Origin of the sequence: Plantibacter auratus, from assembly GCF_050587365.1 — a bacterium.
Taxonomy (GTDB): Bacteria; Actinomycetota; Actinomycetes; order Actinomycetales; family Microbacteriaceae; genus Plantibacter; species Plantibacter auratus.
The window spans coordinates 138,575-152,132 of the sequence record NZ_JBOBFV010000003.1 but is presented as its reverse complement, the minus strand read 5'-3'; the positions used below and the strand labels follow the sequence as shown (position 1 = coordinate 152,132).

General features: G+C 70.4%; 12 protein-coding genes. 7 read left to right on the top strand and 5 right to left on the bottom strand.

Annotated features, from left to right (window positions below; translation table 11 throughout):
- Positions 1-18: 18 nt before the first annotated feature.
- The 3 genes from ACQ3HE_RS13675 to ACQ3HE_RS13665 are packed head-to-tail and all read right to left on the bottom strand — an operon-like array spanning position 19 to position 3,552.
- Positions 19-1,326 (bottom strand): DUF6716 putative glycosyltransferase, encoded by a 1,308-nt coding sequence (locus ACQ3HE_RS13675; protein WP_430893160.1) that lies wholly within the window; start codon positions 1,324-1,326, stop codon positions 19-21.
- Between the two features lie 31 nt (positions 1,327-1,357).
- The gene (locus ACQ3HE_RS13670; RefSeq protein WP_430893159.1) at positions 1,358-2,287 is read right to left on the bottom strand and encodes an N-acetylneuraminate synthase family protein; all 930 of its coding nucleotides are present in this window, start codon (positions 2,285-2,287) and stop codon (positions 1,358-1,360) included.
- Positions 2,284-3,552, bottom strand: coding sequence for an acylneuraminate cytidylyltransferase (locus tag ACQ3HE_RS13665; RefSeq protein WP_192018564.1), 1,269 nt, complete (start codon positions 3,550-3,552; stop codon positions 2,284-2,286). The genes ACQ3HE_RS13670 and ACQ3HE_RS13665 overlap by 4 nt, the downstream gene beginning before the upstream one ends.
- 198 nt (positions 3,553-3,750) lie before the next feature.
- On the opposite strand from ACQ3HE_RS13665, the gene ACQ3HE_RS13660 reads away from it, so the two are divergent.
- The 7 genes from ACQ3HE_RS13660 to ACQ3HE_RS13630 are packed head-to-tail and all read left to right on the top strand — an operon-like array spanning position 3,751 to position 11,017.
- A complete protein-coding gene (locus ACQ3HE_RS13660; RefSeq protein WP_430893158.1) occupies positions 3,751-4,752 on the top strand; it encodes an AAA family ATPase in 1,002 nt (333 codons plus the stop codon).
- A gap of 4 nt (positions 4,753-4,756) precedes the next feature.
- Entirely contained in the window at positions 4,757-5,647 is an 891-nt protein-coding gene (locus ACQ3HE_RS13655) for a DUF58 domain-containing protein (RefSeq protein ID WP_236555491.1), read from the top strand.
- A complete protein-coding gene (locus tag ACQ3HE_RS13650) occupies positions 5,634-6,101 on the top strand; it encodes a hypothetical protein (protein ID WP_079002737.1) in 468 nt (155 codons plus the stop codon). The genes ACQ3HE_RS13655 and ACQ3HE_RS13650 overlap by 14 nt, the downstream gene beginning before the upstream one ends.
- Positions 6,092-7,090 carry a vWA domain-containing protein gene (locus tag ACQ3HE_RS13645; RefSeq protein WP_137243278.1) on the top strand — a complete coding sequence of 333 codons (999 nt, stop codon included), beginning with the start codon at positions 6,092-6,094 and terminating at the stop codon, positions 7,088-7,090. The genes ACQ3HE_RS13650 and ACQ3HE_RS13645 overlap by 10 nt, the downstream gene beginning before the upstream one ends.
- The gene (locus ACQ3HE_RS13640) at positions 7,087-8,127 is read left to right on the top strand and encodes a VWA domain-containing protein (protein ID WP_430893157.1); all 1,041 of its coding nucleotides are present in this window, start codon (positions 7,087-7,089) and stop codon (positions 8,125-8,127) included. The genes ACQ3HE_RS13645 and ACQ3HE_RS13640 overlap by 4 nt, the downstream gene beginning before the upstream one ends.
- Complete coding sequence (locus ACQ3HE_RS13635) at positions 8,124-9,218, top strand: hypothetical protein (RefSeq protein ID WP_430893156.1); 1,095 nt, start codon at positions 8,124-8,126, stop codon at positions 9,216-9,218. The genes ACQ3HE_RS13640 and ACQ3HE_RS13635 overlap by 4 nt, the downstream gene beginning before the upstream one ends.
- Positions 9,219-9,259: 41 nt before the next feature.
- Positions 9,260-11,017: a proline--tRNA ligase gene (locus tag ACQ3HE_RS13630; protein WP_079707162.1), complete on the top strand. Its 1,758-nt coding sequence runs from the start codon at positions 9,260-9,262 to the stop codon at positions 11,015-11,017.
- Between the two features lie 47 nt (positions 11,018-11,064).
- Here ACQ3HE_RS13630 and ACQ3HE_RS13625 read toward each other — a convergent pair whose 3' ends face one another.
- Both ACQ3HE_RS13625 and ACQ3HE_RS13620 read right to left on the bottom strand, forming a co-directional pair.
- Positions 11,065-11,745 (bottom strand): response regulator transcription factor, encoded by a 681-nt coding sequence (locus tag ACQ3HE_RS13625; protein ID WP_064295346.1) that lies wholly within the window; start codon positions 11,743-11,745, stop codon positions 11,065-11,067.
- Positions 11,742-13,451 (bottom strand): sensor histidine kinase, encoded by a 1,710-nt coding sequence (locus tag ACQ3HE_RS13620; protein ID WP_430893155.1) that lies wholly within the window; start codon positions 13,449-13,451, stop codon positions 11,742-11,744. Before ACQ3HE_RS13620 ends, ACQ3HE_RS13625 begins: the two co-directional genes overlap by 4 nt.
- Positions 13,452-13,558: the final 107 nt, after the last annotated feature.

The following is a 13,558-nucleotide window of genomic DNA, read 5'->3' as shown; positions in this document are numbered from 1 at the left end:
GGTCGAGCGGCGCTCCCGTCAGCGGGCCGTGCGGTGACGAGCCCCGTGCGGAGCGCGCACCGGCGTCTCCGTCTCGATCGGCGCGAGCCGACGGGAGGGGATCGGTTGGCGCTCGGCCGGCTGGACGCCACGAGCGCGACGGACCAGACGGCGAGCGATCTGCAGTGGCCGCCCGATGACGAAGGCGACTGTGCCCAGCGCGCTCGTGTCGGCCCGCCCGAACGCCCTACGCCGCTCCCAACCGGTGCGGAGCATGCCGCCGCGACTCTGTCGTGCCCGAGGACGGATCGGCAGGGTCCCGAGGTCGCGCGCGGCGAACGCCTCCTCCGACCGCTGGATCCAGTCGTCCTCCGGGGCGGGGTGGAAGTAGTTCTGCTGCAGCCAGTCCGGGTTCGGGTGCCGGAACCGGGCGGCCATGAGGTCGTCCTTGGAAGCCAACAGCCCGCTGCCCTCGAAGACGGTGTTGATGAGTGCCGGGTCCACACCGAAGTCGTCGAGCAGGATGACCGGGACCCCGGCCGCGATGGCCTCGATCGCGGCGGTGGAACTCACGGTGACGAGCCCGGCCGCGTGGCCGAGGTGGACCGCCATCGACCCGGTGGCGACCCGCAGGTTGTCGGGTGTCGGACCGGTCAGGAGGGTGTCGAAGGGGTAGTGCTCGTGATGGGTCTGCGGGTCGCCGGCGAGGCCGCGCACCTTGATCACGACGTCGAGGTCGCGGTGCCGGTTCGCGAGGGTCCGCAGCCAGGACAGGATCCGGAGCCGGTCGCCGCGATCGGCCGGGACGGTGGCCTGGGCGGCGAAGACGACCCGGGTACGCGGGGCGGGCTCGGCCGGTGACTCGGTCGCCGTGTCCGTCAGGAACGGCAGGGTCGCGAGCGCGAACGCCGGCTCGACCCCGTGCGTCAGCGCGAGTTCACGGTAGGCGGCGACCTCGCGGTGGCTGTGCAGGACGAAGACGTCCGCCTGCGCGCGGAGGAAGATCCCCTTCCACTTCGCCGGGATGGAGATGCCGGGGAGACCGGTGAGCAGCACCGGGCGGGTGGCGCGCCCGAGCGCGAGGAGTTCCGAGATGACGACCTCGGCGACCGGCCCACGCGTGGAGACGAACACGCCGTCCGGCTGCTCGGTCCGGATGAGGTCGACGAGTCCTCGGAGCGACAGGCGACGGACGGTCCTCCCCTCGAACGCCGTGTGGAGCAGGGCGATGTCCACCTGCCGGTCGGTGGCGGACACGTCACTCTCGATGAGGACGAGGTCGACGTCCCAGCCGGTCGCGCGGGAGAGGGTGGCGGCGCCCCACTTCACGAAGGAGTCGGAGTCCACCACCCCGATCACCCGACGGCGGGGCCCATGATCAGGCATCGACCCTGCGCAGCTTCGCGAGTGGGGCGAGTTCGCCGGGGAAGATGCGCTTGACGCCGTCACCCATGGCGGTCTCGATGACCCGGATGTCGCGGACGAGGTTCGAGAAGCCGTGCGGTTCGAGCGACGCGGCGTGGTCCGAGCCCCACATGGCACGGTCGAGCGTGATGTGGCGTTCCACCATCGTGGCCCCGAGGGCGACCGCGGCGAGGGAGATCTGCAGACCGGTCTCGTGGCCGGAGTACCCGATCGGCACACCGCGGTACCGGGCGGCGAGGCTGTCGATCATCCGGAGGTTCGCCTCTTCGGCGGGCAAGGGGTACGTGGAGGTCGCGTGCAGGATGACCAGCGGCGAGCCCCGGAGGATCTCGACTGCGCGGTCGATCTGCTCGAGCGTCGACATGCCGGTCGAGAGGATGATCGGCTTCCCGGTCGCGGCGAGACGGGTCAGGAGGCCCGAGTCGGTCACGGAGGCGGACGCGACCTTGTGCGCGCTGACGCCCAGGTCCTCGAGGAAGTCGACCGACGGTTCGTCCCACGGGGAGGCGAACCAGCTGAGGCCTCGCAGGGTGGCGTGGTCGCCGATCTCGATGTACTGCTCACGGTCGAACTCGACCCGGTAGCGGTAGTCGAGGTAGCTCATCTCACCCCACGGCGTCTGCCGCGGGACGTCGCGCATGTGCGCCGGCGTCGAGATCTCCGGTGTGCGCTTCTGGAACTTGACGGCCTGTGCGCCGGCGTCGGCGGCCACGTCGATGAGTCGCTTCGCGAGCTCCACGTCGCCGTTGTGGTTGAGACCGATCTCCCCGATGACGTACGCGGGGGCGCCGCCGCCGACGGGGATGCCGTCGATGCGCACGGGAGACGGCTGCGTCCGGCCGTCGAGGTCGGTGGTGTCGTTCGCGTCCTGGTGGATGCTCATGGTCGTGCTCCGTTCGATTGCAGCGTGGACAGCTTCAGGGGGTCGAGGGTCGCGCGTGCGGCGAGGACGAGGTCGGCGAGTTCGCGGACGGCCCCGTCGCCGCCTCGGCGTTCCAGGACGAGCCGGGAGACGGCACGGGCCTCCGGGTGCGCATCGGCGACGACGACCGGCCAGCCGACGATCTCGAGGGCCGGGATGTCGTTGACGTCGTTGCCGAGGTACGCGATGCGGTCGAGTGGGACACCCTTCGCCGTCGCCCAGTCGCGGAGCGCGGTCGCCTTGTCGGCTGAGCCGTACACGACGTCGACGCCGAGCTTGGCCGCGCGTGCGGCGACGATCGGGACCCGCTCGGTCGACAGGATCAGGAACGGCAGCCCGGCCTCGCGCAGCTGACGGACGCCGAGGCCGTCACCGCGATGGACGCTCACCCGTTCGACTCCGTCGGCGTCGATGCTGGCGCGGTCGTCGGTGTGGACCCCGTCGAAGTCGGTGACGACGGCGTCGACGTCGAGGTGGTGCTCCGAGCGTTCCGAGCCCGACGGGATCCCCAGCTGGCGTTCGGCGAGTCCGGCGATCGCCTCCGCGACGAGCAGATCCTCCGGCTCGTCGATGTCGAGTGCGGCGAAGGACCTGGTGACGGCCGGCGCGATCCGGCCGAAGAAGCGGTGCCGGGCCTCGAGGAAGCCGTCCGTGTCGAAGACGTAGAACGAGCCGGTCTCGCGGTACTGCGGCGCGCGGTCCTGCCGTCGGGGACGCTCGCGGTGGTCGTGACCGATCCCTCGGGCACCCTTCGTCTTCTCCGTCCAGAGGAATCCGTGGTCGAGCACCGCGGCGAAGACGGAGTCCGCCCGCCCGGAGGAGACCAGGGCGACGGCGTCGTCGAGTGCTTCAACGTCGAGGAAGGGCGACGTCGCCTGCGCGAACACCGTCACGGGGGTCAGCTCTCCGCGCTCCGCGAGGACGCCGAGCGCGTGGAGGAGCGCGGCCTCGGAGGAGGTGCTGTCCTCGGCGAGTTCGGCTGGCCGGTCGATGACCTCGGCACCGGCGGCGACCGCGGCGGCGGCGAGGTCCGGGTGATCGGTCGTGACGACCACGCGCGAGACGCCGCCCGACCGCAGCAGCCCTTCGACCGATCGCGCGATGAGGGTGCTCCCGCGGACCGTCCTGAGGTTCTTGCGGTGGATCCCCTTCGAACCGCCCCTGACCGGGACGATCGCCGTCGCGCCGTCGGTCTCCGGGTGCCTCCCGTGCGCTGCAGATGTCATCGATCCACGGTAGGAAGCGGCGGTGGACGCGAGGGGGACGGTGGGCGAACGGCGGCCGACGCCCTGGTGGCCATCCGGTGGCCGAGGCGTCCGAGCTCCGGATCTTCACACGTAGACTGTTCGGACCGCCGGGTTCCACCAGGCGGATCCGCGTTCGACGGTCATCCGTCCGGACCGCCAGCCTCGCCAGGGAGACCAGTGACCGTGACGCCGAGCACCCCCATCGCGCCAGCCGAGCTGCAGCGGGCCCGCAGCATCCTCTCCGATATCGTCGGTGCCTACGATGCGAAGGTGGTCGGCCAGCAGGGCCTGCGCACCACCCTGCTCGCGGCGCTCGTCTCGGGCGGACACGTCCTGCTCGAGAGCGTCCCAGGACTCGCGAAGACGACCGCGGCGGAATCGATCGCCCAAGCGGTGAACGCCTCGTTCAAACGCATCCAGTGCACCCCCGACCTGTTGCCGAGCGACATCATCGGCACCCAGATCTACGACGCCCGCACGGGCGCGTTCCAGACCCAGCTCGGCCCCGTGCACGCGAACTTCGTGCTCCTCGACGAGGTCAACCGGTCGAGCGCGAAGACCCAGAGCGCGATGCTCGAGGCGATGCAGGAACGCCAGACCTCCATCGGCGGCACGCACTATCCGCTGCCGAAGCCGTTCTTCGTCCTCGCCACGCAGAACCCCATCGAGCAGGAGGGCACGTACCACCTGCCCGAGGCGCAGCTCGACCGCTTCCTCCTCAAGGAGGTGCTCGACTACCCGACGATCGGCGAGGAGGCCGAGATCGTCCGTCGGGTGAACTCCGGGCTCTACGAGACCGACCAGGACCGCCCGGGGGTGAGCCTCGAGGACGTCCTGTTCCTGCAGTCCCTCGCCAAGCGGGTCTACCTCGACGCATCGATCCTCAACTACATCGTCCAGACGGTCTACGTGACCCGCCATGCGAGCGACTACCTGCCGCCGAAGCTCGCGAGCTACATCGAGTACGGGGCGAGCCCGCGTGCCAGCATCGCGTTCAGCACCGTCGCGCGGGCGCTCGCGATCCTCGCCGGGCGTGACCACGTCATCCCGGAGGACGTCAAGGGCTACCGCCACCAGGTGCTGCGGCACCGCATCATCCTGAACTTCGAAGCCGCGGCCGACGACGTCTCGCCCGAGACGATCATCGACGCCGTCTTCGGAGCGGTCCAGGCGCCGTAGGCCCGTGTCAGCCCCGCTGCTCCACCGGGTGAAGTCCAAACTCTTCATCCACGCCCACCGCCGCGTGCGGGGGATGCTCGACGGCGAGTACCGTTCGGTGTTCCAGGGCAGGAGCCTCGACTTCGACGACCTCCGCGAGTACACCCCGGGCGACGAGATCAAGGACATCGACTGGAAGGCGACGGCCAGACACGGCGCTCCACTCGTGAAGCGCTACATCGCCACGCGGAAACACCAGGTGCTGTTCGTCGTCGACACAGGTCGTGATCTCGCGGCGCTCGCCGAGGGTGGGAGCACCAAACGCGAGGTCGCCATCCTCGCGGTCGGGATCCTGGGATACCTCGCGATCCGGCACGGCGACCTCGTCGGTCTCGTCGCCGGCGACGCCGCCGCACCGGAACTCGTCCGACCCGCCGGCACCGAATCGGCACTCGAGCGCCTGCTGCAGCACATCGACCGGCGTGCGTCGCTCGCGGCACCCCAGAGCGATCTCGACGAGTTGCTCGGCTACGCGGCACGGTCGGTCAAGCAGCGCTGTCTGCTCGTGATCGTCTCGGACGACGAGGAGATCACGCCGAAGCGGTCGGAGATCCTCCGCCGCCTGCACGTCCAGCACGAGGTGCTCTGGATCTCGGTCGGCGACGCCGACCTCATGCGGGCGGAGTACACCGGTCGGGCGATGGTCGACGTCGCCGACGAGCGGTCCCTGCCGGCCTTCATCCGGTCGGACGACGCGCTGCGTCGTGAGTTCACCGAGGCCGTCACCAGCGCCACCGCCCGACACCTCGACCAGCTCGAGGAACTCGGCATCAGCGGTCAGCGCGTGACCGGAGCCGACGACGTCGTCCCCGTCCTCTTCCACCTCCTCGAGGCCCACCGACATGCCCGGCGATAACGGCTACTACGCACCGGTCCAGTACACGCTGCTCTGGCCGGTGCTCGGACTCGTGCTCATCGCGCTCGTGATCGGGTGGTACGTCTGGATGCTCGCCCACGTGCGCCGTCGCGCGCGCGGGAGCGCGCCGCGCCCGGCGCCGCAGCCGTCGCCGACCGTCCTGCGCGACCGCTACCTCGCACTCATCGGCGAGATCGAGCGCGAGCACGGGGACGGCGCCCTGAGTACGCGGCGCGCCCACCAACGGCTCGGCGCGATCCTCCGGATGTACGCGCACGAGTCCAGCGGCGTCCGCGCCCAGGTCATGACCCTCGCAGACCTCGATCGCGCCGGACTCGCGCCACTCAGTCGTGCCGTGTCGGCCTACTACCCGGTCGAGTTCCGCGAGGCCGAGACGGGCAGCGTCGCCGAGGCCGCCACGCTCGCCCGCCAGGTGGTGACGACGTGGAGCTGATCTACTGGTGGATGCCGCTCGTCTGGCTCCTCGCCGTGGCCGCGGTGGTCGCCGTCGTCGTCCTCGTGGCCCGCACCGGGCGGCGCCGGAAGGCGAACGCCGAGCCCCTGTGGGTCGCGCACTCCGAACGGCTCACCGCGCTCCCCGGTTACCGTCGCGCGCTGTCGCGGTACCGGCGCCTCATCATCGCGACGATCGCCGCGCTCGGGGTGCTGCTGCTCGCCGGCACGGCCCTCGGGTCACGCGTGGTGAGCACGACGGTGTTCCAGCCCGAACTGCGCAACCGCGACATCGTGCTCTGCCTCGACGTGTCCGGGTCGATGACGGAGTACGACGCCGCGCTGGTCGGGGTGTTCGAGAAGCTCGTGCAGCGGTTCGACGGTGAGCGGATCGCGCTCGTCCTGTTCAACGCGTCCGCGACCACGTACTTCCCGCTGACGAGCGACTACGACTACGTGGCAGCGCAGCTCGACCACCTCGTCGAGGACCTCACCTCGCCGGAGAGCGACTACGAGTACTGGAACGGCACCGATCTCGGGAACGGCTCGTCCCTCATCGGCGACGGTCTCGGGTCCTGCGTCATGCGGTTCGACCAGGTCGGCGAGGAACGGTCGCGCTCGATCGTGCTCGCGACCGACAACTACGTCGCCGGCGAGCCGATCCTCACGCTCAAGGAGGCCGGCGCCTACGCGAAGGCGCAGGACGTGACGGTGTACGGGATCAACCCCGGCGACGTCTCCAGCAAGGACTACCTCGACGACCTCGCCGCGGAGATGGACGAGGTCGTGACGTCCACCGGCGGGGACTACTACGCGCTCGCCGACCCCGGCGCGGTCGGCGGCATCGTCCAGCAGATCACGGCGGAGCAGACGAAGACGCTGAAGGGCGCCAAACAGCTCGTGCAGGTCGACGAGCCGTTCGTGTTCGTCCTGGCGGCGTTCGGCGGCCTCGCGGCGCTCATGCTGCTCGCCTGGAGGTTGCGCCGATGACCATCAACCCCGTTCTGCCGATCTGGGCCGTCGCCGTGCTCGGCACCGTCCTCGCGGCCTTCGCCGTCTGGCAGTTCCTCGCCGGGGTGCGGCGGCCAGGAGCCTGGCACTGGATCGCCCGACTGGCCATGGTCGTCGTGCTCGTGATCATCGCCCTCCGACCGACCATCCCCGGCAACCATCGCCCACCGTCCGCGATGGGCGACCTCGACGTCTACTTCGTCGTGGACACGACGAGCTCGATGGCTGCCGAGGACTGGCCGGACGAGACCGCGTCGGGGACGGACGAGAGCGGCGCCCCGAAGCCGCCGACCCGACTCGACGGTGCGAAGGCCGACATCACCGGTATCGCCGACCGGCTGGCCGGTGCCCGATACGCCCTCGTGACGTTCGACGCCGTGGCCGTCCAGCGCATGCCCCTCACGACGGACGCGACGGCGCTCCGGTCGGCTGCGGAGGCGATGACGCAGGAGATCACCACCTACTCCCGCGGCAGCAGCATCGACGCACCGGTGGAGTTCATGACCACGCTGCTGACCCAGGCCGAGGAGCAGGAGCCGGGTCGGAACCGGATCATGTTCTACCTCGGTGACGGCGAGCAGACGAGTGGCGCGGCCCCCGGGTCGTTCGAGAGCATCGCACCGCTCATCGGCGGCGGTGGCGTGCTCGGCTATGGGACCGAGGCCGGTGGGACCATGCGCGAGTTCTCCGGGTACCAGGACGGCAGCGTCCGCTACATCCAGGACTACTCGACCGGTGAGCCCGCCGTGTCCCGGCTGGATCCGGGCGCACTCGAGACGATCGCGTCGCAGCTCGGCGTCGAGTCGGAGATCAGGACACCGGGTGCGTCGCTCGACGACGCACTCGACGGCCTCGCCGTCGGCGGCGTCACCGTCGAGGACGAGGTGGACATCCGGCGCACCGATGAGCTGTACTGGGTGTTCGCGCTCGGGTTCGGTGTGCTGCTCCTCACCGAGCTCCCCGGCCTGGTCGGCGCGCTGGGCGAGCTCCGACGGACGAAGGGTGGGCAGGCATGACCCTCTTCGACGATCGGACCCGCACCGACCGGCCCGACGATGCGCCGCGCAGCCCGGAGCCACGGCCACGACTCGAGGAACCGCGGCGTCCGCCGCTGGCCCCGGCCGAGGTCGCCCGGTTGCGCCGTCGGCTGTTCTGGTGGTCCCTTCCGCTGGTCCTCGTCGCCCTCGTCGTCGGGGTCAAGTTCGTGAGTCTGCCGGTCGTCGCGCAGTCGGCGATCGCCGAGTACCGCGCCGAGGACTACTCCGGGGCGCAGTTGAGCGCGGGCCACCTCTTCACGGCGAACGTCGTCGAGCCGTGGATCGCCTGGTTCGACCGGGGCACCGCGGCCGCGGCCGGACAGGACTGGGTGCAGGGGACCGACGACCTCGGCAAGGCGCTCGAGCTCGCGCCGACGGAGGAGACCGCCTGCATCGTCCGGGTCAACCTGGCGCGCGCGTACGAGACCCAGGCAGACGAGTACGTGAAGGGCCAGTTCTTCCAGGGCGCCATCAACCTCTACGACACCGCGAAGCGCATCGTCGACGAGGGCGAGGGCTGCTTCGAGGGGGAGTCCCAGGATCAGAACGAGGACCCGCAAGACTCTCAGGACCCGCAGGACCCCCAGGACCCCCAGGACCCCCAGGACCCGCAGGACCCGCAGGACCCCCAGGACCCGCAGGACCCGCAGGACCAGGGTGATCAAGGTGGTCAAGGAGGTCAGGACGACCAGGGCGGTCAAGGTGACCAGGGCGACCAGGGTGACCAGGGCGACCAGGGCGGAACCGGGCAGCAGCCCGACGTGATCGATCCGAAGGGTACGCCCGGTGAGAACCTGCAGGACACCGGCGATCGCATCGACCGCAAACGTCAGGATGCGACCGACCAGCGCGACCGGTCCGGCGGGCAGGGCCAGCAGGATCCTTCGAACGGGGGACAGGGCGACGGCGACTCGAGCGGCTCGAGCGGTACCGGTGACAGCGAGGTCGACGGGAAGGTCGACAAGTTGAAGGACGCCGGCCAGGACGCCCAGCAGGACAAGTCGACCGAGGACGCCAAGAACCGCGGTCGGAACAACGACAACGGGAACTTCGCCGATCGCCCCTGGTAGCGGTTCCGGGCTGCCCACGTGTGACGGACTAGCATGGACAGGTGGTTACGCGCCTTTCGAATTACTTCCTCCGTACGCTCCGTGAAGACCCTTCCGACGCGGAGGTGACGAGTCACCGCCTGCTGGTGCGGGCGGGGTACATCCGACGCCAGGCGCCGGGTGTCTTCGCCTGGTTGCCGCTCGGGTTGCGGGTGAAGAACAAGATCGAGGCCATCGTCCGCGAGGAGATGGCGAACGCCGGCGCGTTCGAGGTGCACTTCCCCGCGCTCCTGCCGCGCGAGCCCTACGAGGTCACCGGCCGGTGGGAGGAGTACGGCGACGCCCTCTTCCGCCTGCACGACCGCAAGGGTGCCGACTACCTGCTGGCGCCGACGCATGAGGAGGTCTTCACCCTGCTCGTGAAAGACCTGTACTCCTCCTACAAGGACCTGCCCCTGTCGATCTACCAGATCCAGGACAAGTACCGCGACGAGGCCCGTCCCCGGGCAGGCCTCCTGCGCGGTCGTGAGTTCACCATGAAGGACGCCTACTCGTTCGACGTGTCCGATGCCGGGCTCGACGCGAGCTACCAGGCGCAGCGCGACGCCTACGAGCGCATCTTCACGCGGCTCGGCCTGGAGTACGAGATCGTGCAGGCCGACGCCGGCGCGATGGGCGGTTCACGGAGCGAGGAGTTCCTGCACCCCACCGCGGTCGGTGAGGACACCTTCGTGCGTTCGGCCGGCGGGTACGCCGCCAACGTCGAGGCCTACACCACCGAGGTCCCGGAGGCCCGCCCCATCGAGGGTCTGGCACCCGCGACGGTCTTCGATTCGCCGAACACCCCGACGATCTCGACGCTCGTTGACCTCGCCAACGAGCGGCACCCGCGCGACGACGGACGGGCCTGGACGGCCGCCGACACCCTCAAGAACGTCGTGCTGGCACTGCGGCACCTCGACGGCACACGCGAGCTGGTCGTCATCGGCCTGCCGGGCGACCGCGACGTCGACCTCAAGCGCGTCGAGGTGGCCTTCAGCCCCGCGGAGGTGGAGGCCGCGACCGAAGCGGACTTCGCCGCGAACGCCGGGCTCGTCAAGGGCTACATCGGACCGTGGTCCCCGCAGGGGCCCGTCCTCGGTGAGGAGTCGGCAACGGAGATCCGGTACTTCCTCGACCCTCGGGTCGTCGACGGCACCGAGTGGATCACCGGCGCGAACGTCGATCAGCAGCACGTCTTCGGCCTCGTCGCCGGGCGCGACTTCACCGCCGACGGCTTCGTCGAGGCGGCCGAGGTCCGCGCGGGCGACCCCGCGCCCGACGGCTCCGGACCGGTCGAGCTCGCTCGAGGCATGGAGATCGGACACGTCTTCCAGCTCGGGCGCAAGTACGCCGAGGCGCTCGGACTGAAGGTGCTCGACGAGAACGGCAAGCTCGTCACGGTGACCATGGGCTCCTACGGCATCGGGATCACGCGCATCCTCGCGATCATCGCCGAGGGCAACAACGACGAGCGCGGTCTCATCTGGCCGAAGGCCGTCGCCCCGTTCGACGTGCACGTCGTCGCAGCAGGACGCGACGCGGCGATCTTCGAGGTGGCCGAGGAACTCGTGGCCTCGCTCGAGGCCAGCGGCAAGGACGTCCTCTACGACGACCGCACCGGCAAGGTGTCCCCGGGCGTCAAGTTCGGCGACGCCGAGCTGATCGGCGTGCCCGTCGTGGTGGTGGTCGGTCGCGAGGCCACCGAGGGCTTCGTCGAGCTCTGGGACCGGGCCGCCGGCACGAAGGACCGGGTCGCGATCGCCGACCTCGCCCTCTGAGCCGCGAGAGCGCGGTAACGGTCGTCTTCCTGTCGGGATGACGACCGCTACTGCGCTCTCGTGCTGAGGCGGTAGCCGGCTCCGCGGACCGTCGCGATGGCGTCCTTGCCGATCTTGTTCCGGAGATACCGCACGTAGACGTCGACGACGTTCGAACCGGGATCGAAGTCGTAGCCCCAGACCCGGCTGAGGAGTTCCTCCCGGCTGAGGATCTGGTCCGGGTGGCGGAAGAACTCCTCGGCCAGGGCGAACTCGCGGGTGGACAGCTCGACCGGCACACCGTCGACGAGGACGCGCCGTTCGCGCAGCTCGAGCTCCAGATGACCGACCGACAGCCGTTCCTGGACGGCGGTGGTCGACGCCGGTGCCCGCTCGGCCAGGCGTCGGCGGATCCTGGCCAGGAGCTCCTCGAACCGGAAGGGCTTCGACATGTAGTCGTTCGCTCCGCCGTCGAGGCCCGCCACGAGGTCTCGTGCGGAATCGCGGGCGGTCAGGATGATGACGGGGAGCTCGCTGCCGTCGTCGCGGAGCCGTCTGAGCACCTCGAAGCCGTCGACGCCGGGGAGTCCGATGTCGAGGACGAGCAGGTCGAAGTCGCCGCTCTCCGCCAGCTCGACGACCTGCGAGCCGTCGACCGTCACGTCCGCCGTGTGTCCGGCGGCACGCAGGCCCTTGCTCACGAACGCGGAGATCCGCGTCTCGTCCTCGGCGACCAGGATCCGGCTCATGCGTGGTCCTCCGGCGCACTCCGCCGAGCCGAGGTGTCGACGAGGTCCGGGAAGTCGTCCTCAGGGGACGGCGCTTGCGAGCGCGGTGGTGCGTCGTTCGCGGGGCGTGCATCGCCGGGTGTCGGCCCGGCCTGCATCGCCGCGGTCGTCTGCGCCGCAGCGGCGTCCTGAGCAGCTTGCGCCTCTCGCAGCGCGATCGCCTGGGCCATCGCGCTGCGGGGGATCGCCGCGGTCTCGTCCGGGTCGAGGTCGAGGTCAGCGTCGGACCCCTCATCGTCGTCCGCCACCGCGAGCGGCAGTCGGATGCTGAAGAGGGAGCCGGCCCGTCGGGTGTCCTCGACCTCGGCCCACCCACCGTGTGCCGCGGCGATCGCCTGCACGATCGACAGGCCGAGGCCGGAGCCTGCGACACCCCGTCCACCGCTCACCCGGGTGAACCGGTCGAAGATGCGTTCGCGGAGCGCCTCCGGCACCCCGGGCCCGTCGTCGGAGACGGAGAGCACGAGCGCCGGGTCGTCCGACTCGTCGAACCGGCTCGAGATCACGATCGTCGACCCGGCCGGGGAGTACTTCGCGGCGTTGTCCGCGAGCTGCAGCCAGGCCTGGGCCAAGCGCCCGGCGTCGACGTCCGCGGTGAGTTCGGCCTGCTCGCCCAGGGTCCACTCGTGTTCGGGCGAGATCGCCGTGGCCTTCTCGTGGACCGAGGCGGTGAACGCCTCGATGTCGACCGGCTCCCGGTCGAGGGTCGACGCGAGTCCGGCCGTCGAGAGCTCCGTGATGTCGGCGACGAGGGAGCTCATCCGGTCGAGTTCGTCGAGGGCGAGGTCCCGGGTGGCGGCCACCTCCGCGGGGTCGGACGGATCGAGGAGCTCGAGGTGTCCGCGCACGATGGTCAGCGGCGTCTTCAGCTCGTGGCCGACGTCGTCGAGCAGCTGGCGTTGACTGGTGAAGGCCTCGTCGAGCCGGTCCAGCATGCCGTTCACGGTCGTGGTGAGCTCCGAGACGTCGTCGCGACCGACGACCGGGATCCGTTCGTCGAGGTCCGACTCGGTGATGCGGGCGGCGGCGTCCCGCAGCAGCCGGATGGGGTGGAGCAGTCCGCCCGCGAGCTGCCAGCCGACGAGGCCGAGCAGGAGCAGGCACACCACGGCGACCACGATCTCGACGGCGAGGATGCCTCGGGACTCCGCGAGTGCGGCGTGCACGTCGGTGGCGATGACGACGTGGGCCACACTCGGGTCGCCGACGACCTGCACCGGGATGATCGCGTACCGCACGGTGCGGTCACCGGTGGCCTCGCCCGTGACGACGCCGCGGGACGACCGGGTCGTGATGGTGTCGAGCAGCTGCGGGTCGTCGTCCAGGCGGAAGGCGGACGGGGCGCTGGGTGCGACCGTCGAGCCGTCGGCGCGCACCCCGATGGCGGTCTCGTCCTCGGCGAAGATCCAGCGTCGCATCACCGCGTCGACGGCCGCGTCGCTCGTCGCCGGGGCGTCGGCGGAGTCGCCCGAACCGACCACCATGAAGGCGATGAGCTCGGCGCTGTGCTCCAGGCGGGCGTCGATGGTCGCGAGTGTCTGCTGCCGGCCGAGCGTGTACGTGGAGACGCCCACGAGCGTCATCGCGAGCGTCGTCGCGAGCAGGATCGCGACGAGGATCCTCACCCTCGTGCTCCGCATGACGTTCCGCAGCTCGCCCAAGACCATTGGCCAATCATGTCACCCGCCCCGAGACACGGTCGAGCCGGGAGCGGGACCCTCGAGGACGCGCGGCGGCTTCCCAGCTGGGTGGATGACGTACCCCTCGGCATCCG

What these genes read in the sequence shown, in the direction of transcription:
- ACQ3HE_RS13650 (WP_079002737.1), top strand. Translation starts at nt 5,634, where the DNA reads ATGCCCGGCGATAACGGCTACTACGCACCGGTCCAGTACACGCTGCTC.
- ACQ3HE_RS13640 (WP_430893157.1), top strand. Translation starts at nt 7,087, where the DNA reads ATGACCATCAACCCCGTTCTGCCGATCTGGGCCGTCGCCGTGCTCGGC.
- ACQ3HE_RS13620 (WP_430893155.1), bottom strand. Translation starts at nt 13,451, where the DNA reads ATGGTCTTGGGCGAGCTGCGGAACGTCATGCGGAGCACGAGGGTGAGG.
- ACQ3HE_RS13665 (WP_192018564.1), bottom strand. Translation starts at nt 3,552, where the DNA reads ATGACATCTGCAGCGCACGGGAGGCACCCGGAGACCGACGGCGCGACG.
- ACQ3HE_RS13670 (WP_430893159.1), bottom strand. Translation starts at nt 2,287, where the DNA reads ATGAGCATCCACCAGGACGCGAACGACACCACCGACCTCGACGGCCGG.
- ACQ3HE_RS13635 (WP_430893156.1), top strand. Translation starts at nt 8,124, where the DNA reads ATGACCCTCTTCGACGATCGGACCCGCACCGACCGGCCCGACGATGCG.
- ACQ3HE_RS13625 (WP_064295346.1), bottom strand. Translation starts at nt 11,745, where the DNA reads ATGAGCCGGATCCTGGTCGCCGAGGACGAGACGCGGATCTCCGCGTTC.